15 protein-coding genes are annotated in these 19,244 nt (G+C 32.8%); 7 read left to right on the forward strand and 8 right to left on the reverse strand.

The window, feature by feature from the left end; all coding sequences use genetic code 11:
* Positions 1-1,052: 1,052 nt before the first annotated feature.
* From PL77_RS07585 to PL77_RS07620, 8 genes are all read right to left on the reverse strand, one after another.
* Positions 1,053-1,577, reverse strand: coding sequence for a hypothetical protein (locus tag PL77_RS07585; protein ID WP_044203447.1), 525 nt, complete (start codon positions 1,575-1,577; stop codon positions 1,053-1,055).
* Positions 1,578-1,734: 157 nt separating this feature from the next.
* Complete coding sequence (locus PL77_RS07590; RefSeq protein ID WP_044203449.1) at positions 1,735-2,859, reverse strand: ABC transporter permease; 1,125 nt, start codon at positions 2,857-2,859, stop codon at positions 1,735-1,737.
* A gap of 76 nt (positions 2,860-2,935) precedes the next feature.
* Positions 2,936-4,054 carry an ABC transporter permease gene (locus PL77_RS07595; protein WP_044203450.1) on the reverse strand — a complete coding sequence of 373 codons (1,119 nt, stop codon included), beginning with the start codon at positions 4,052-4,054 and terminating at the stop codon, positions 2,936-2,938.
* A gap of 2 nt (positions 4,055-4,056) precedes the next feature.
* Positions 4,057-4,803: an ABC transporter ATP-binding protein gene (locus tag PL77_RS07600; protein ID WP_052444248.1), complete on the reverse strand. Its 747-nt coding sequence runs from the start codon at positions 4,801-4,803 to the stop codon at positions 4,057-4,059.
* Positions 4,804-4,805: 2 nt separating this feature from the next.
* Positions 4,806-5,726 (reverse strand): ABC transporter ATP-binding protein, encoded by a 921-nt coding sequence (locus PL77_RS07605; RefSeq protein WP_044203452.1) that lies wholly within the window; start codon positions 5,724-5,726, stop codon positions 4,806-4,808.
* A 7-nt stretch (positions 5,727-5,733) separates the two neighbouring features.
* The gene (locus PL77_RS07610; RefSeq protein ID WP_044203454.1) at positions 5,734-6,651 is read right to left on the reverse strand and encodes an HlyD family secretion protein; all 918 of its coding nucleotides are present in this window, start codon (positions 6,649-6,651) and stop codon (positions 5,734-5,736) included.
* 29 nt (positions 6,652-6,680) lie between these two features.
* Positions 6,681-7,955 (reverse strand): TolC family protein, encoded by a 1,275-nt coding sequence (locus PL77_RS07615; protein ID WP_044203456.1) that lies wholly within the window; start codon positions 7,953-7,955, stop codon positions 6,681-6,683.
* A 3-nt stretch (positions 7,956-7,958) separates the two neighbouring features.
* Positions 7,959-8,543, reverse strand: coding sequence for a TetR/AcrR family transcriptional regulator (locus tag PL77_RS07620; RefSeq protein WP_044203458.1), 585 nt, complete (start codon positions 8,541-8,543; stop codon positions 7,959-7,961).
* A 1,131-nt stretch (positions 8,544-9,674) separates the two neighbouring features.
* Here PL77_RS07620 and PL77_RS07625 point away from each other — a divergent pair.
* From PL77_RS07625 to PL77_RS07655, 7 genes are all read left to right on the forward strand, one after another.
* Complete coding sequence (locus PL77_RS07625; RefSeq protein ID WP_044203459.1) at positions 9,675-11,420, forward strand: hypothetical protein; 1,746 nt, start codon at positions 9,675-9,677, stop codon at positions 11,418-11,420.
* Between the two features lie 140 nt (positions 11,421-11,560).
* On the forward strand, positions 11,561-12,019 hold the full coding sequence (locus PL77_RS07630; protein WP_082026445.1) for a DUF4174 domain-containing protein: 459 nt from the start codon (positions 11,561-11,563) through the stop codon (positions 12,017-12,019).
* A gap of 92 nt (positions 12,020-12,111) precedes the next feature.
* Positions 12,112-12,774 carry an outer membrane beta-barrel protein gene (locus tag PL77_RS07635; protein ID WP_044203463.1) on the forward strand — a complete coding sequence of 221 codons (663 nt, stop codon included), beginning with the start codon at positions 12,112-12,114 and terminating at the stop codon, positions 12,772-12,774.
* A gap of 84 nt (positions 12,775-12,858) precedes the next feature.
* On the forward strand, positions 12,859-13,710 hold the full coding sequence (locus PL77_RS07640; protein ID WP_044203465.1) for an SDR family oxidoreductase: 852 nt from the start codon (positions 12,859-12,861) through the stop codon (positions 13,708-13,710).
* Between the two features lie 193 nt (positions 13,711-13,903).
* The gene (locus PL77_RS07645) at positions 13,904-14,962 is read left to right on the forward strand and encodes a hypothetical protein (RefSeq protein WP_044203467.1); all 1,059 of its coding nucleotides are present in this window, start codon (positions 13,904-13,906) and stop codon (positions 14,960-14,962) included.
* Positions 14,963-15,257: 295 nt separating this feature from the next.
* Positions 15,258-17,150, forward strand: a complete 1,893-nt coding sequence (locus tag PL77_RS07650) for a DUF3857 domain-containing protein (RefSeq protein WP_082026447.1) — start codon at positions 15,258-15,260, stop codon at positions 17,148-17,150.
* 47 nt (positions 17,151-17,197) lie between these two features.
* A complete protein-coding gene (locus PL77_RS07655) occupies positions 17,198-19,174 on the forward strand; it encodes a DUF3857 domain-containing protein (RefSeq protein ID WP_172665819.1) in 1,977 nt (658 codons plus the stop codon).
* The last annotated feature ends 70 nt before the right edge of the window (positions 19,175-19,244 follow it).

Consider the following 19,244-nt stretch of genomic DNA (forward strand, 5'->3'; position numbering starts at 1 on the left):
TTTCATAACCCAAAAACTAACTATTACTCTTTTCTTATATATCTTATGCTCATTGCAATGAGCCTTTTTTCTTAACTTACAATAACTATAACGGTGAATATCTATTCACTGTTTGGATATTTGTGTGAACAAATTTTAATAGGAAAACTTTTTTATGATCACCAGCTTTGATGACTATTTGAAGTGCGATGGTACAAAAAAAAGAGTTCGGAGAACCTCCAAACTCTTTCCTAACCCAAAAACTAACTATTACTCTTAACTTTTATATTTCTTTTGATGTCTTAAATGACATTCTTTATATCTAAACTTTAATACATCAAACGCTATGTCGTCACTTATGTTTCACGTTATTTGTGAATGAATTTTAAAGACTTTTTACATTTCTAAATGAATATTCATTGCTCTAAAATGGGGTATAAAAAAAGAGTTTGGAGAACCTCCAAACTCTTTCCTAACCCAAAAACTAACTATTACTCTTATTCTTATATATCTTTTAAATTCATGTGTATTACATGAACTGTTATTATCAATTTATACTATTTAAAACGGTAGCCCACCGTTGAGGTTGCTCAAGTTTTGTGAATGAATTTTAAAGACTTTTTACATTTCTAAATGAATATTCATTGCTCTAAAATGGGGTATAAAAAAAGAGTTCGGAGAACCTCCAAACTCTTTCCTAACCCAAAAACTAACTATTACTCTTATTCTTATATATCTTTTAAATTCATGCGTATTACATGAACTGTTTTTATCAATTTATAATATTAAAAACGGTATTAATCCGTTGAGGTTACTCAATTATTGTGAATGAATTTTAAAGACTTTATACAATGTTAAATGTATCTTTAAACACAAAAAAAGAGTCCGAAGAAACTTCAAACTCTTTCTCATAACCCAAAAACTAACTATTACTCTTAATCTTATATATCTTGAAACTTATACGATGATAAGTTGCTTTTATCTTTGTTTAATTAACTTAACGTAAAGTAAATGCATCCGTTTCAATTATCTATTTAACAAAAGGTAATGCTAATTAATGAGTGTGAATTTTATTAAAATAGTGTGCCAACTTCTTCTTTAAGCTTCATTAGTGTAGCGTCTAAGGCTGAAGTTTCATCACTAATACTATTTTCTAATAATGCTTTAGCAAGATCAAAACCAGTTGCATTTTCAGGGAGGTCTTTTGCGATATTATTAATAAAAGAAATACTTTCTTCCTTTGTGCCTCTAATCATCTCCCAAAGTTCTGGGCTTACATAAATCTGCTGAGATAAATTGTGGTTGAATTCATCTCTGATTGTGATTAGTAAACTTTGTTGGAAAAGTACAGCAGAAATATCATCATAGTTGATTCTATCCAATAATTCTCTGTAAGTGATTCTTTCTAAAAAAAGGGCTAATCTCTCATAGGCTTGCAATCTTAAAGGTAAAGTTTGTTCTATTTGACTACTCTTCACTTTTATTGAAAGTGTATCGTATTCCTTCTGTAAAAACATTTTTACAATAAAGAAGGCACCGTATAAGACAAATCCAGCTGGAATTGTCATTTTTAATAAATCTGCTATGTCTGTTGTCATATCCTAAAAAATTTGATGCAATATTAGTAACCACTTTTGTCTATATCAATTTTTTTATGGTATAGAATGATAAAACAGACGCATAAAAGGTTACAATTAGCGATTTCAATAGGCAATAGAGGCTTTTTAACCTTTCATTAAACATTAGATTTACCATTTATCCATTTGTTTTTCTGTAAGCAAGCACTGACATGGTGTTGATCACAATGGCATAAATGCCTATTATGAAGAAGTTCATTTTTACATCATCCCAAGTAGCCCCCTTTAATAGTACACTTCTCATCACTTCAATAAAGTATCTGAAAGGGTTCAAAAGAGTAATTTTCTGGGCCCAAACCGGCATATTTTCAATAGGAGTAAACATACCGCTAAGAAGTACGAAAATTACCATAAAGAACCATGCAATAAACATGGACTGCTGTTGAGTGTCTGCTAATGTTGATATAAACAATCCAATACCTAAGACCACAAATAAATACAGCATAGCGAATAAAAAGATCAAATAAATAGGGCCTTGCATGGGGACACTGAAAACTAACTTCGCTATTGTAAGTCCAAGGCTAAGTACAAACATTCCAATACACCAAAAGGGAAGTACCTTACCTATGATAAATTCCCCTTTTGTAATGGGAGTAACATTCAACTGCTCAATAGTTCCTATTTCTTTTTCCTTCACAATATTCATCGAGGTTAGGAACATTCCAATCATGCTTACAAGTAGCACAAGTAGCCCTGGAACCATATAAAATTTGTAGTCCAACGTAGCATTGTACCAATTCTGCATAGAGAAGTTAATCTCAAAAGGAGTATTTTGTTGTTCAAACAACCCAATATTTGCTTTTACAAACTCCTCTCTAAATTCCTGAATGATTGATTGTGCATAAGAGGCAGAGATACCTGCCGTCATACCATCAATTGCATTGACTTTGGCAGATAGCGTTACAGGGGTTTTCTGCATGATATTTTTCTCAAAATCATTCGGAATTTCCAAGCTGATATTGACAGAGCCTTCCTGTAGGGATGTACCTTTCGTATCTGTAGCATGTTTAAAGTGTACCAAATTAAAGTATTCGGAAGCTACATACTTTTCTATTAACGATTGTGACAATTGAGAATGATCACGATCTACCACTTCCAATTGAATATTTTTTACATCAAAAGTAGCGGCAAAAGAAAGTACCATCAATTGCATTATAGGCATTACAAAAATGATGGGTAGCATTCCTTTATCTCTGAATATTTGTTTGAATTCCTTCTGAAGAATAAATTTTAATGCACTCATATTAATCTTTTTTGGTGGAAATATTTTTGAATTGATGTAATTGAGTTCTTACTCAAAACCCAATTTGTTTCATTCTTTACTCCAACCTGATTTTAAAGCGTTTGATACTGACTCCCATTAAGAAAAAGAAAATACCTGCCAGTATTAGGGTTTCTTTTAAGATGAAAGAAAGTGTTGCTCCTTTCAGCATTATACTTTTGATGATAATATTAAAATAGGTGGCGGGTACAATTTTAGAAACGATTTGAAGCGGAAGTGGCATATTTTCAATGGGAAAAATAAAACCTGACAAAAGCATGGTAGGAAGGAAAAGGGCAAATAATGAAATCATTAATGCCAATTGTTGCGTTTCTGCTATTGTTGAAACGAAAATACCTAAAGCGAGCACTACTAAACAATACAGAATAATTTCACCTATCAGTAAAGCATAACTCCCCATGACGGGTACTTCGAAAATAAATTTTCCTAAGGCAATAATTAAGGAAGCATTGACAAAAGATAGAAGGAGGTAAGGAATGACTTTTCCTAATAAAATAATGGAAGCATGCATAGGTGAAGCAAGTAGAACTTCCATCGTTCCCGTTTCTTTTTCTCTTGTAATAGCAATAGACGTCATCATGGTACAGACTAACATTAAAATAATGGTAATAAGTCCAGGGACGAACATATATACTGACTTTAATTCGGGGTTATACCTCATCTCAACCTCTGTATTGATAAGCATTGGAGGAAGGGTTGATGTTGCAGTTACCTCATGTTCCATCAAGTACTGCTGAACTTGCATTTGTAAGTAATTGCCTATTTGTGTTCCCGTATTGGGATCAGTGGCATCAGAAATAATCTGTACATCTGCTTTACTCTCCTTTTGAAGTGTTTCACTGAATTTTGGCGGAAAAACCAATGCAGCTTTGATTCTACCTTTCTGAAAAGCATCATCTATTTCTTCAAACGAATTGAGGTAACTATCTAAATCAAAATAGGAAGTAGAGAGTACTTTATCGATGATTTGAGTACTATGCTCATCCTTTGATTGATCGAGTATAGCAATTTTTACATTCTTAATTTCATTAGAAATAGCAAAACCAAATAGTACAATTTGTACAATAGGAATTCCAAACAAGATCAATAGCGTACGTTGATCCCTAAAAATATGATAGAATTCTTTTTTGATGATTCCTTTTAAACGATCAAACATATCTATTGGATTTTATAATTTTCACCTCTTGCAATTTTTACAAAAACTTCATCCATATTATCAGATTTGAAATCTGCTTTTAACTCTTTTGGAGAGCCATATCCTGCTATTCTGCCGTCCACCATCATAGAGATACGATTGCAGTATTCTGCTTCATCCATATAATGCGTTGTTACAAAAACGGTAGTGCCATTATCGGCAGCTTCATAGATCATTTCCCAAAACTGCCTTCTTGTAATGGGGTCAACTCCTCCAGTGGGTTCATCTAGAAATACAATTTTAGGTTGGTGAAGTGTAGCGACTGAAAAGGCAATTTTTTGTTTCCAACCTAAAGGAACTTCTTTTAGTAGTTTGTGACTAACATCTGAAAGTCCCAATCGTTCTATCATTGCTGTACCTCTTTCATTGAGTTGTTCCTTAGAAAGACCATAGATACCTCCAAAGAATTTGATATTTTCCAGCAAACTTAAATCATCATAAAGAGAAAATTTCTGGCTCATATAGCCAATGTTTTTTTTGATTTTCTCTTGCTGAGTGAATACATCAAAACCTGCAACAGTAGCTTCTCCAGAAGTAGGGGACAGTAGACCTGTTAGCATTTTCATAGCCGTTGATTTTCCTGCACCATTAGCACCTAAAAAACCGAATATTTCACCCTTTTTGACATCAAAAGTAATTTCATTGACGGCTTTAAATGAACCAAAAGCTTTTGTCAGTTTTGTGGTTTCAATTATTTTTTCTGAATTCATAACTATTGCTTTTGATTATTCATTAACCGTATAAAAACGTCTTCTGTATTAGAAGCTATTTTACTGATATTAATGTCGTTAAAACCTTCAGCTTCTAAGTGTTCAATGAGCGCTTGTGTAACGTCCAAATCTCTTTGATCTGTATAATGTAATTTCTCTCCGAAAGGGAAAACACTCTCAAGAAAAGGGTAAGCCCTTAGTGTTTTGATTAATTTATAGTTTCCTTCTTTGGCTTCTAATGCATACAAAGGTTTATCAAATGAATTGGCAACATTTTTAGGGGTATCTATTCTTAGTATCTCACCTTCATTCATCAAAGCTACGCGGTCACATAAATCAGCCTCATCCATGTACGGAGTAGAGACCACGATAGTGATATTATGTTGATGAAGACCTTTTATGATTTGCCAGAACTCTTTTCTTGAAACAGGGTCTACACCAGTGGTTGGTTCATCTAAAAACAATACTTTTGGGTAATGAATTAAAGCTGCACATAAGGCCAATTTCTGCTTCATACCTCCAGATAATGCCCCAGCTTTTCTATCATTAAAAGGTTCGATTTGTTGATAGATATCTTTGATTAAATTATAGCTTTTTTTGATCGTTGTGCCGAATATGGTTGCAAAGAATTCTAAATTCTCTTTTACAGATAGATCTTCATACAGTGAAAATCTGCCAGGCATATAACCAATGTTATTTCGGATATATTGATATTGCTTGTTGGGATCTTTTCCCATTACACTTACCTCTCCTTTATCCGCCAAAATCAGGGAATTCAAAATTCTAATCAGCGTAGACTTACCTGCACCGTCAGGACCAATCAAACCGAAAATTTCATTTTGTTCAACTTCAAAAGCAATACCTTTTAAAGCTTCCACTTCACCATAATTTTTGCTAAGATTGTTTACTTTAATGACAGCCATAATGCTATTATTTAAAGTTGATTTCAGCAGGCATACCTATTCTAAAGTACCCTTCTTTATTCTTTACTTTTACCTTAAAAGCATAAATTAGACTCACTCTTTCTTCTTTTGTTTGAATGGTTTTAGGGGTAAATTCAGCTTTATCAGAGATCCATTCAATAATGCCCTCAGTTTGATTCATTTCACCTTCCTTACTGTCAGTAAGTACTGTCACTTTTTGCCCCACTTTAATAGATGCTAATTGAGAAGCAGAAGCATAGGCTTTCACTTTTAAAGTGGACAAATCAGCCAATTTATATAAAGGTCTACCCATGGAGGTCATTTCGCCTTTCTCTGCGAACTTTTGAAGAACAGTACCTTTGACAGGTGTAACGATCGAACATCTACTGATTTGTTCATTGATCAGATCTACTTTTCTACTAAGTGGTTCATATTGACTCATTGTTGCCTTGTTAGAGTCTTTAATTTTTCTTTTTGTAGCTTCTAATTGTCTCTCATTGATCGCTAATGAAGAGTTGACATTGTCCAACTGCTGTTGGGTTGCCGCCTCGTTCGCAAAGAGTTTTTCCAAACGGTCTTTATCAATCAAAAGTTTCTTTTTCTGAGCTTCATAAACCGCTATTTGTTCGTGAATACTCATCACTCTAGCACCTAAAGCAGCAATATTTGCTTCTACTTCTTCCTTTTGAAGTTGTAATAAAACGGTATCAATTTGTCCTACCTTTTCACCTTCATTTATTTTATCTCCTTCTTCAATTTTAAGGTCGATAATTCTACCTTGTCCTTCAGAAGATACAATTACTTCTACTGCTTCAAAATTACCATAGGCATCTGACTTTTCATCCCCCGAATTACATCCTAAAAATGAAGAGGAAAGTAGAAGGCTGATAAATATTAATGTTGGATTAAATGATCTATTTTTCATTGGAATTGATTTTAATATTGAACAGAAAATTACAGAAGACCTTTTGTCATTGCTAAATGATATTGCGTTTGCAGTAGCTCTAATTCATGATTGGATAAATTGAGTTTTGCATCGACCATTGCATTTAGAGAAGAAACATATTCTGAAGATGTTGCAGCACCATTGTCCAAAGCGCCTTTAGATCGTTTCGTTTTTCTTTCATGAATTTTAATAATTTCATGATCTTCTAGAATTAAGCTGTTAAGTTGATCAATACGAGACTGTATTTGCGAAATCTGAATGCTTAAGCTTTTATTGAAGGCTTCCATTTCAGTGTTAATCACCTCTTTTTGAATCTGAGTGACTTGCCTTTCTTTTTTGTTTTTACCATAATCAAAAGGAGACCATTTTACTCTAACACCCAACTGATAGAATGTATCGCCATTGATTTCAAAGAAGTTATACGGGTTGGGATTGCCATATCCACCTAATGCATAAAGAGAGATTTTCGGCATTCTTTCAGTTTGAAGTAAATCTTTACTTCTGTCCATTTTTGAAGACTGAAGCTGATACATTGTTAACTCCGGTCTATTAATTTCGGCTGCATTATCATTGAGAATTGTGGGTCTCACAAGTACAAATTGGTTCCACTCATTTTCCCTCTCTAACCAAATACCTAATACTTTCAATGCTCCATTTTTTTGTGCTCCAACAGAAAGTAGTTTCTGTTTTGCTTTATGATATTCTACCCTTAAAGCATCAGTAGTATTAGGTAAGACAACACCACCTTTTTCAAGAGCTTCTACCTCTTTAAGTTGATTTTCGATTTCTTTAATGATTCCTTCTTTAATTAGAAGTTCTTGCTCTTGATAACTTAATGCGGCAAAATATACCCGTGATACCGATTCTTTAATCTTAAATTGGCTAACTTCATTTTCTTGCATTTTGATATTGAAGTCTGCATCCTTGTCAGCCAGGCGTTTCTTTTTTATCGCACCATCATAAAGCAGGTAATCTACAGATGCATAGGTTTGCCACTGTGTTTTTGGAATGTCTGGAAATAACCCAACTTGAGCAACATCAGGGTCAGTAGGAGCTACAACATCAGAAAAATACCCTACTTGACCTTGCAAATTAAACTTTGGAAGTTTGTTTTTTTGTATAGCCTCAGTTTCACTTTGATGCATTCTTTCAAACATTTCCCTTTGTTGTGCTATAGGGTGCTTTTCAAGCGCTTCCTGTTCAGCTTGTTCAAAGGTGAGTGTAGTCTGTCCGAATGCTTGATAACTGAAGGTTGCAAATAATAAAATTAGTATTCGATTCATGCCTTATTTGATCTTTATTCCTGAAAGGATGAGTTGAGGAAGTATTTTTTTTCTTTCTTCTAGAAATTCATCAAATGAAGTATTCTTTTCTAACCCTAATCCTAGAAGCATTGGTTTTGCGATAAATGGAAAAACACAACTTCCAATAATGGTTGTGACAAGTTGAAAAGGATCAATATGTTTGAATTCTTCATCTTCTTTGAGTTCTACTCCTAATTGTACAATTCCTTCTGCAATTTCGGGAGGGGGAACAAAAGGCATATTATTCATTCTGAGTTCTCCAATGATAAAAGTGAGGAGGAGAGGGTTTTCTTTTAATGAATTAATATAACCATCCACAAAATTCTGAATACGTTGTTCCAGCGTGAGGTCCTTTTGGAAGAATTGCTGCTTTAAAGGAAGAAGCATTTTTCGAATAAGGTCTACAAACACTTCTTTGAACAATCCGTCTTTGTTTTTGAAGTAATAATGAAGTAAGGCTTTATTGACTCCTGCAGCATCTGCAATTTCTTGCATTCTAGAGCCACTTTTTCCTTTTTTCTGAAAGATCTCTCTAGCTACCTCAAGTATTTTTTCTCTTGAATCCATTTAACTATTTGGTTAATTTTTCTTCAATTTAACTATATGGTTAATTCAAGTCAAGAAATATTTAACCAAATAGTTGAAAATATTTTTTGTAGCTGAAGTTGGTGATTAAAAAATGGAGTTTTATCAATAAAACATACGATTACTTAAAAAGTAAAAGAGTTGTTCGTGATATTCATTTCTGAGGATTTATATTCAAAATTGTAGAATAAAATATTACCATTCTTAGATTGAATTGTGCGGTACGGATAATTTCCTTTTTAATTATAAATATATCGAGGTGAATATTTTAATATTTTTGATTAAACATTACATTGTGGCAGCAAATAAGAGAGGCACCTTTTACTATAGTGAAATAACGCAAAACATTGCGATAATTAAACAAATGCTCTATTACTAAATTACTAGAATTATAACTTGAATGATATGAATAACAAACTTATAAATAAATTATATATCCAATTGAATTGGAGTATTTTATGAGTCATTTAATTTTTGAAAATGATGATTCACAAAATAAATAACTATTACTTTTTAATATAAATATCCAACTGTTACTCTACCTGTATCTATATCCACTATAGTTCAATTTCTTTGATTGATAACTTAATGAAGAAAATACTTTAAGTTATTTCAATCATTTAATTTGTTGTTAGAGGCAATGTATTTCAATTGTACATATCATATGGATGTATTTGAAAAGTTTTTAGTATACTCCCTAAATATATTTTCAGAAAAAAAACTATTATTCTAATGTATAATATAGTCAGTAGAAATAGTTAAAAAGTTAGTTTAAGATAACATCTAAACCTGTTTAAAACATTTAAACTTTAGCTAAAAGTAGAAGTGGTCTTCAGAAAATGTTTGTTTGAAAACCTTTCTTCGCTAAAGAAATAAGTTTTGAACTTACTTCACTATTTCTCACTAAAGAAGACGGAAGCAATGAAAGTTGTTTCTGCTTCTTCTTTAGAACAGGTAGCCTGATGTATTATACTCTTTTGATAAATGTAAAAAGTAAGATTCAATTAATCATTTGAAATGAATTGGCTAAAGCCATCAGAATAACTCCCAAAAAATTCGATTTAAACTAATAATGGATACAATGCTTTCACTGATCAACTAAAGAACCCAAAAATGAAAACAAGTACTATTGAATTAACACGCCTGGAAAATCCTTTTCTGGGGTTGCATCCTTTTTCAGTAGAGGAGGCACATTTATATTATGGTAGGGAGAAACATACCGAACATGTAGTTTCTCAGTTAATAGAGAATCGATTTTCTGCAATTTTAGGAGAATCAGGAACTGGTAAATCATCTTTTGTTTTTAGTAGTATTTTACCCACCCTTGAGTGTAAGATCAATCCTATAACCTATATATTTTCGCCAGGTACACACGGACCTTTGAAAAAGCTAATTAACGAGGTTTTTAAGAAAGAAAATGATGAGGTGAGATTGGCTATCTTTCAATCCCTTTTAATAGATGTAACCTCATTTTTTGAATATTATTATCGCCTCAATATTTCAAAGACACCGGTGATGTATATTGATCAGTTTGAGGAACTGTTTAAATATGACCTACAGTTTAATGCAATGGACCTTGAGGTTACAAAGTTTGTTGAATTAATAGTACTACTCTCTACATCACCTTTATCAGATTTTCATATTGTTATCACAATGCACTCTGACTTTATCGAACATTGTGCTGACTATCCTACATTAACTTACCGCCTTAATCAAAGTCAGTTTTTAATGCCAAATATGACAGAAGAAGAGGTGGTAACAACAATTACTAAACCCTTGGAATGGGCGGGTGTTAAAATTACAGATGAACTTCTTCAATTCTTAATTGTAAATCTAGATTTTTCACAAAACCAAATGCCCTTATTACAGCATGCGATGATGAGGACGTTTGAACATTGGAGAAACGATAATAACTTATCAAAACCAATACAATTAGAACATTATTTTGCCGTGGGTGGAATCAATGAAAGTTTACCGAATCATGCACAAGAGGTTTTTGATAGTTTAGATGATCATCAAAAAGAAGTAAGTGAGAAAATTTTTCGTTCCATCATCACCGTAAATAATGAGGGTGAAATTGTAAGTAATCCATGCTCATTATATCGATTAATCGAAATTTCAGGAATTGATGATATTCGACGAATAATAGAAGTGATAGACATTTTCAGAAAAAGAGAAAATGCTATTTTATCACCCATAGATAACTCCACAATTTATGAGACTTCTATTATTGGTATTGCTCATGAATCTTTAATCAAATCTTGGCCTCTCTTAAAAGGATGGACTCAAAAAGAAAAAGCCTCTATTCAAACTTATCTAAAATTGGCCAAAACAGCCGAGAAATTCCAGAATAGAAAAGGAAGTAGGTTGAAAGAATATGAGCTACAATCATTTGTTAAATGGAAGGAAGAACAACAGCCAACTTATGATTGGGGAGTGAAATATCATCCATCTTATGAGCGTACGATGGAGTTTCTCTCATTTTCTGAAAAAGTTGAAAATCGAATTCAGGAAAGAATGAAGAGAAACATTAAAAAAAGAATACATACCACTAAGATATGTGTAGTCTCTTTTTTGCTTTTGAGTAGTGCAATTACTGCATTATACTTTTATCAAAATACGATCTCTACCTCTTCAATACCTCCTGAAAAAACAGAAGTTTTCAGAACTTATGAGAAAACGGAGCCTTTGAACACACTAAAAAAAGATCATACGAAAATACAACGAGCAACAATTATTGCAAGAATGCAAAAGAAGAGATCTTTAACTGCAATGCGAAAAAAGTCGCAGTCTACTAAAAAAGCAAGACAATACACAGAAACAATATCTTTGGCAGAACAGAATAACAAGGATGATTAAAAATTTTAATTCCTTCTGGCTTTAGAAGAGATAAAACCATCATTCATTAGAGTTTTTGAAATTTAGGCTGACTTAAAGTATATTTATTATAATAGGCTTTAAGTCAGTTTTTTATTTTGTTTTAACTTAGGGTGAAATATATGAAAAGTGAATTTTTATTGAGTATTAAAATACTAATTTCTTGTTCACTGTTTTTATTTATTTCAATGTGCTCTTTTGGACAAGATTTGAGCAGTTATAAATGGAAAAATCGATTAATTGTCATTCATACTTCAGACAGTTCCAACAGAATGTATCAAAAGCAACTTCTTGAATTTAAGGAGCATCAAATGGCATTGAGTGAAAGAAAAATTGTCCTCATCACTATTATCAATCAACACTATTCTATTCAGGATTTCTCAAGCCCACAACAGGTTTTCCATGGGTTAACAGTTGACAGTGAGTTGGGTGTGTCGTTTTCTGAAAAATTTGAAGCAATACTAATTGGACTTGATGGTACTATAAAATTGAGAGGGTCAGATATCTTGACTCATAACGACTTATTCCAATTAATAGATAGCATGCCAATGAGAAAAAGAGAGTTAGAAGAAAATAAATAAGGAAATTTTTATTCCTCTATTTTTTATATAGTTTAGCTCTGCAAATTATTGATCAACGAACAAATAAATACTTTATGAACTTCACTATTCTAATGAAGAGAATATGTTTTGTACTTTATTTCCTTCTGTCTTTCACTTCACTAAACGCACAAGATTTTTATTTAGCTCTAGGTGCTAATATTTCCTATGAAGATCATGGTATGAGTAATAATTCGTACTTTGAAATTGAAGATATTTACCAATTAGGTTTTCAAGTGGGGTCCGCAATGGAATTAAAATTGAATCAAACGGTGTCTTTTTTTCCTCAGGCTTACTTTACAATGAAAAGGAATAAGTCAATATTGAATGTTAATATTGATGATCAGATTAAAAGTAAAATGGAAAGTTCTCTTAATCAATTTTCAATGGATGTGCCACTTCATATGAAAGTTAACTTTAACATAGAGAAAACGAATCTTTTTGTGTTGATGGGTCCATACTTTAATTTTTTCCTCTTTGATGTTAATGAATTAATAATGGATGGAAATAAAGTAGAAGGGGATTTATTTGAGATGAATTATTGGTCTAAAATAGATTATGGTCTCAATATTGGATTTGGGGCTCATATCAATCGATATTTGGTGATGCTAAGTTATGACCACGGTTTCAGTAGAAAAATAAAAGTTGAAAATCCTATTTCTAATGAAGAACTTGAAACCACTATTTATCCATTAAATTCTTTTAAGTTGACTGTTGCTTATAAATTAAAAAGCTAACGTAAATTTATTTCAGTCCTTCCTCTTATTTTATTAGATTAAGAGAAAATCAGTTTTGAGTAAATACCCAAAAGCAAATAGGAAATGAAAATTGCAGTTACAGCAGCAAGTGGTCAATTAGGTACCGCAATTGTCAATGCACTAAAAAAAGAGATCGGAGCAGAAAATGTAGTCGGTGTTGTTCGTACTCCAGAAAAAGCACAACATCTCGGTATTGAAATCAGAAAAGGAGATTATAATAGTCGTGAAGAGTACAATGATGCACTAAAAGGAATTGATAAAGTGTTATTGATCTCTGGAATGGGAGACCCTGAAGCAAGAATACCTCAACACCGAAATGTAATTGAAGCAGCGAAACAAAATGGTGTAAAAAAAATCGTTTACACTAGTATCGTTGGAATCAATGAAGGAAATTCTTTTAGCCCTATCGTGAAAAGTAACCGTCAGACGGAGGAAGATGTTAAAAACTCAGGACTTGACTGGGCTTTGGGAAGAAATGGAATATACATTGAGCCAGATCTTGAATACATTGAAAACTACAAGAAAGAAGGAGAAATTAGAAATTGTGCAGGGGAAGGGAAATGTACTTACATCAGTCGCCCAGAATTAGGTTATGCTTACTCAAAGATGTTAATAGGAGAGGAACACAATGGTCAAACCTATAACTTGGTAGGAGAAGCGATAACACAACAAGAATTGGCAGATCTTATCAACGAAGTATATGGTACAGAAATAGTCTTTAATTCCGTTTCCGTAGAAGAATATACAGAAGAAAGAAAGAGTGTTTTAGGTGATTTCCTTGGGGTTGTGATTGCTGGTATCTATTCTGGTATTGCATCAGGGGCTTATGATTTAGTTTCTGATTTTGAAAAAGCAGCAGGAAGACCTCCGAAGAAAACGTTGGAAATGATAAAAGAGTATCGAAATAATCATTAGAACACCTTTTAAACGATATTTTTGATAACCCATGATCTCTATCATGGGTTTTTTCTTTATATTAGTATTCTATAGCTCTTATTGTGATCGGTAAACCCAATGTCCGAAGATTTTTACCTAAGTGCTATGTCATAAAAACGTGTTTTGGTTTTTACCTTAAAGCTCAGAAATAACTATTAAAATAAGCGAACCAATGAAAAAGATAGCCCTTTTATATCAGGCTCAACAGGCTCCAACAATTAACGGAATAACAAAATCAATGAAAAAAGGAGGCCTCTCTGACAGTGGAGCTGATATGGCCTTTGAATTGTCAAAATATGGATTTATTGTTATCACCCCACAAACCTCTCCTAACATTGAGAACGATCTTGATTGGGTCTTTCCTGATACCGAAGATGGAATTTTAGCAGCCATAAATAAGGGAGCTGATACCTTTTGGCTGAATACAATGCTCTATAAAAATCATGCGATAGAAAAATTCATGGATAGAGGTATTAAGTTAATTGGTCAATTACCGGCTCATGTAGAGTTGTTAGGTAATAAATATTATATGAATGACCTTTTACGTAATCAAAATATACCATTACCCAATGGTCAGATTGTTTCAAAAGGGAATAGTAGCTTTGCTATAGATGAGCTTCAGTTTCCATTAGTAATGAAGCCCCTAAGAGGTAATCAAAACCTATCAAAGGTAGATGACTATAGAGCACTTGAAAATGTTTTAGTGCAGTCATTTAATTCTAAAAACTACGGTTCAGCCGTGTACCTTGAGGAGTTTTTAGAGGGACAAGAAATCATATTTACAGTAATGCCTGCTGGAGAATATATTATTGATCATCGAGAAGTGGAGTATGTTCGTCCTTGGTGTTTACCTGCTGTACAATTATTACATCACCCTAATGGATTTGCGTCAACCGATGAAAACGAAATCGTTAAACAGAGTGTGGTGTTAGAGGATGATGAATTGTATTCTGAACCTGTATTTAAAGTTTCTCAATTTTGTAGGAAAGCAGCTGAAATTATTGGTATAAAAGCACCAATTCAGATAAGTTGCCGAGCCAATGCCAAAGGAAAGTATTTTATCTTTGACATTAATTTAGAACCTAATATGGGTGCTGCATCGAGACCTCATCGACAAGAAAGTGATAGCTTGATAATGATGGCTGCTCGCAAGATTGGATGGCAATACATTGATTTATTGAAAAATATATTATCACAAAGTTGGAAAGCGGATAGTAAGGTACTTATTTAAGCATCACCAAAAACTCTTCAAAGTAATTACACATTATTTGAAGAGTTATTTTTTTTGCTTTGTTTTTCTTCGTTTGGATAAACGAAGAAGAAGGAAGCTTGAAAGTAGAACATCATTTTTTTGTGTTTTTTATAAAAAAACAGAATTACATTCTTATTTTTGAGTTAGTTATTGGATTGAATACCATAGAATAATGGTTTATTTATATTTTTTTTGATAATTAAATCAGACTAAATAACAAGCCATTTTTTCAACTATAGATTAAATTACTTTTAGAAACTATTGTTTAAGTGTGATGAGAAATATCATAATGATGTGCTTATTTGCTATGGCACATGCTACATTTTTGGCTAACGACTTAGAAGACTCAGATGTTGTTTACCTAAAGAATCATACCCATGTATCGATTGAAATTTTAGGTGCAAAGCTTAACATAAAAGAACATCATGAAGTAGAAAAATTATTCAAAAGAAACTTTGAGGAAAATGCAAAGGAGAATATTTATTTTTCTGAATTTGATAAGATAATACTCTTAGAAGCAGCCAGCTTTTTACCAGGTCAAAATTCGAAAAAAGGAATAAAAGTGAAGAACTTTGGTACAAGTGACGTAATGGAAAGGGGTATTTTTTATAGTGGTTACAAAAGTACACATTTCGTCTATCCCCAACTCTCAAAAGATGCAGTGGGGAAGTTGAAATATACCAAATACGTAAAAGATCCACACTTTATAAAACCTTTTTACTTCCAAAATTCAGATCCAGTAATACATGCTAAATATTCAGTAACGTTTCCTAAACAACTAAAATTAAAGCCACTTTTGTTTGGTGCACATGAAGGGAATGTTGAAATGACGGAAATTATTGACAAGAAAACGATTACATGGATATGGGAAGCAAAATCTGTAAAAAGCTATAAGCATACTGTCGATGCTCCATCGACTACATATACTTCACCTCATATTGTTTTGTTGATTGAATCGTATGAAAGTTCTATTGGTGAAATCAAAGTTTCTGGAGGTATATCAGAGCTATACGCTTGGTATTCCACTTTGCTTAATAAAATTAGAAATTGTGAGGAAGAGGAGATAAAAGGCGTATTAAGCCAAATTGTTACTCCTGAAATGGATAAGCAAGAGGCTCAAAAAGCTGTATACAATTGGGTTCAAGATAATATAAAATACATTGCCTTTGAAGATGGGATGGCAGGTTTTGTGCCAAGAAGTGCTTGCGATGTCCTCAATAAACGATATGGAGATTGTAAAGATATGGCCAATCTACTCTATTCATTTTATAAAGTAATGGGGGTTGATGCTCACATTGCTTGGATTGGCACCCGAAAGAAACCTTACACCTATGAAGAGTTGCCAAGTACGGTGGCTGATAATCATATGATTTGTGCAATTACCGAAAATGATACCACACTATTTTTAGACGCAACGAACCCTTTTTCTGCTTTCGGAATGCCGACAAGCATGATACAAGGAAAAGAGGCATTATTAGCTATTAATGATAAGGAATATAAGGTAGCAAAGGTTCCAGAAATAAGTGCATCTTCCAATGTCAGAGTAGACAATATAATGTGTAAGCTCGTTGGTAAGAACGTAGTGGGTAAGTTGTCGACTAAAGTAGAGGGTTACGAAAAGGAAGAATATCAAATTCGAAATTACAGGGCTGAAATGAGCCATGATAAAGATGCCTTAAAAGACTTTATAGCTTTTGGGACAAAAAGTACTGAAGTGTCGAATGATAGTATTTCTGGCTTTTCAAATTTATCGCAAAATGGAGAAATAGCATTGGATTTTAAAATGCCCAATTATGCAAGAAAAGTTAGCAACCGATATTACGTTAATCTTAATTTTTATAAGCAGGAAGTAAACGAAAAACTGGACGAAGAAAGTAGACTTGTTCCTTTTGAGAAAGAATATAAAAAAACGGTAGTTTCAAAGGTAGTATTAGAAGTTCCAGAAGGTTTTGCCGTTGCTTTTGTTCCAGAAAAAAAATCCATTCAAAATCAGTATGGATCAATTGAAACAAGTTATGAAATCAAAGAGGGACAGGTCGTTTATTCCAAAAAATTCGTTTCCAATTTTTTATTGATGCAACCAGAAAGTTTTGCAGAATGGAATCAATTTATGCAGACCGTATCCGAAATCAATCACGAAAATATAATTCTTAAAGCAACTTTATAAGCAATTGGGAGGAAGCATTCCTTCACAATAAAATAATGAAAAGCACTATGAAAAAATTAGCATTAATAGGACTTATGTTGATGACAACATTACGTCTATATTCTCAAATTGTCTATTCTGATGCCAGAGTGAATTTAACATCAGATACTGACCTTCAATCCATACAACTTACAGAAGATCATGCATCTTATGAGGCGGTAATTATAAAAGAAAGAAAAATAATAGAATATTTCTTTGAGTACGGTCGACCTTCAACTTTAAAAACAGTGCATAAATTAATTCACATTAATTCAGATGCAGGAATTGAAAAGTACAATAGGGTATATGTTCCAATGAGGAAAGGAGCAAGTATTAGACATCTAAAAGTTAGAGCAATAAGCCCTGAGGGAAAAATCACTGCAATACAGAGAGAAAATATCAAAGAATTAAAAAATGTAGAAGGGTTTCAAAATGTAAAAATATTTGCTATTGAGGGACTTGAAGTGGGGGGTAAAGCGGAATTTTTATATTCCGTTAAATCTTCAATTTTACCTTTTGGTAAAGAAATAATGCAAACTGATGTGCCTGTTTTAAAGACCTCATTGGAATTGGTATACCCTAAAGCATGGGATTTTAAATACAAGTCATATAACGGTTTGAATGATGCAAAATTTGATCTAATTGCCCAAAAACAAAAAGTGATAGTTTTGCATCAAAAAGACATTCCTGCATTTGAGGAAGAAGAATATTCTACGAACCGTGTTAATTATATGTATTTTGAGTATAAAATAGCAAGTAATGGAGGTGTAGTAAAGAATATGTTTTCATGGATCAATCTACTAAAAAGAATGACTGAGGAGTATAGCTCACCTAAAACTGCAAAAGTAGCCAAGAAATATGTGAGTGATATCTTAGCACAAGATCTTTCTGATGCAGAAAAGCTGATAGCATTGGAGCATAAGATAAAATCGACAATTCGTTTGGAGCAAGGAGTAGCTGAAGCATTATACAAGCCTAAGGATATTGTAGCAAATGGAGTTGGTAATCTTACAGGTATTTATCAATTGTATATCTACTGCTTTGACGCATTGGATATCAAAGCACAATTAGTATTTGGTTGTAATCGATATGATGGAGTGATAGATTCTTCATTTGCAACGGTAACCTCCTTAAATGAAATGTTTTTTTACTTCCCGAAATTGAAGAAATATTTATTACCCGAACAGTATCATATGCGTTTTGGAACGGTACATACGGGGTTGATGGATACTGAAGCTATTTTCATAAATTATTACGTGGATTATAATAAAGTCTATTATAAGAATTACAACTTTAAGAAGTTAAAAGGCTTAAGCTATAATTTGAATCAAATAGGGGTGGCTGTAACGATTGATTTCGAGGATAATTTAGCCTTGCCAAAGGTGAAATTGGAAGATAGAGCACAGGGGTATAGAGCATTTTCTTACCGTTCTGCATTAAAAAATGCAGATAACAAATATAGAACACAATTTATTAAAGATGTGACGTTGTCGGCATTTGAGAATTTTGAAGTTTTATCTACTGATGTTGAAGGGGAGGATATAGCTTTATCTACAAATCCTGAAAATTTCGTTACTATAAATGTTGAATATACCAGTCCAGAATTAGTGGAAAGGGCAGGGAATGAATATTTAATTTCAGTAGGGAAAGTGATTGGCAGGCAGTCTGAGTTATATCAAGAAAAAGAGAGGCAAAATGATATAGTGATGCATACCATTCAGAAATACCGTCATAAGATTACAATTAATATTCCTGAAGGATATCAAATAGAAGGCCTTGAGGAAATCAAGAATAAAAAGACTATTACAGTAAATGGAGAAGAAATGGCTTACTTCACCTCGGATTATCAATTAAAGGATACTTCCTTATTAATAGCAGTAGACGAGGTCTATAAGACGTTTAAATTTCCAAAGGAGAATTATGAGGAGTTTAGAGGGGTAATCAATTCAGCGGCGAACTTTAATCAGCTCACTTTGATCATGACTAAAAAACAGGAAGAGTTGTAATTTCCGTAGAGTTTAATTTGAAAAGGTCTGTTACTGGTTTGATTATACAGTAACAGACCTTTTTAGGTTA

It is taken from the genome of Flammeovirga sp. OC4, from assembly GCF_000812565.1.
In the GTDB taxonomy this organism is placed as follows: domain Bacteria; phylum Bacteroidota; class Bacteroidia; order Cytophagales; family Flammeovirgaceae; genus Flammeovirga.

Excerpts from the sequence above, each read along its gene's own strand:
- PL77_RS07645 (WP_044203467.1), top strand. The coding sequence starts at position 13,904 with ATGAAAAAGATAGCCCTTTTATATCAGGCTCAACAGGCTCCAACAATT.
- PL77_RS07635 (WP_044203463.1), top strand. The coding sequence starts at position 12,112 with ATGAAGAGAATATGTTTTGTACTTTATTTCCTTCTGTCTTTCACTTCA.
- PL77_RS07585 (WP_044203447.1), bottom strand. The coding sequence starts at position 1,577 with ATGACAACAGACATAGCAGATTTATTAAAAATGACAATTCCAGCTGGA.
- PL77_RS07605 (WP_044203452.1), bottom strand. The coding sequence starts at position 5,726 with ATGGCTGTCATTAAAGTAAACAATCTTAGCAAAAATTATGGTGAAGTG.
- PL77_RS07650 (WP_082026447.1), top strand. The coding sequence starts at position 15,258 with ATGAGAAATATCATAATGATGTGCTTATTTGCTATGGCACATGCTACA.
- PL77_RS07600 (WP_052444248.1), bottom strand. The coding sequence starts at position 4,803 with ATGAATTCAGAAAAAATAATTGAAACCACAAAACTGACAAAAGCTTTT.
- PL77_RS07640 (WP_044203465.1), top strand. The coding sequence starts at position 12,859 with ATGAAAATTGCAGTTACAGCAGCAAGTGGTCAATTAGGTACCGCAATT.
- PL77_RS07615 (WP_044203456.1), bottom strand. The coding sequence starts at position 7,955 with ATGAATCGAATACTAATTTTATTATTTGCAACCTTCAGTTATCAAGCA.
- PL77_RS07625 (WP_044203459.1), top strand. The coding sequence starts at position 9,675 with ATGAAAACAAGTACTATTGAATTAACACGCCTGGAAAATCCTTTTCTG.
- PL77_RS07620 (WP_044203458.1), bottom strand. The coding sequence starts at position 8,543 with ATGGATTCAAGAGAAAAAATACTTGAGGTAGCTAGAGAGATCTTTCAG.
- PL77_RS07610 (WP_044203454.1), bottom strand. The coding sequence starts at position 6,651 with ATGAAAAATAGATCATTTAATCCAACATTAATATTTATCAGCCTTCTA.
- PL77_RS07590 (WP_044203449.1), bottom strand. The coding sequence starts at position 2,859 with ATGAGTGCATTAAAATTTATTCTTCAGAAGGAATTCAAACAAATATTC.
- PL77_RS07655 (WP_172665819.1), top strand. The coding sequence starts at position 17,198 with ATGAAAAAATTAGCATTAATAGGACTTATGTTGATGACAACATTACGT.
- PL77_RS07630 (WP_082026445.1), top strand. The coding sequence starts at position 11,561 with ATGAAAAGTGAATTTTTATTGAGTATTAAAATACTAATTTCTTGTTCA.
- PL77_RS07595 (WP_044203450.1), bottom strand. The coding sequence starts at position 4,054 with ATGTTTGATCGTTTAAAAGGAATCATCAAAAAAGAATTCTATCATATT.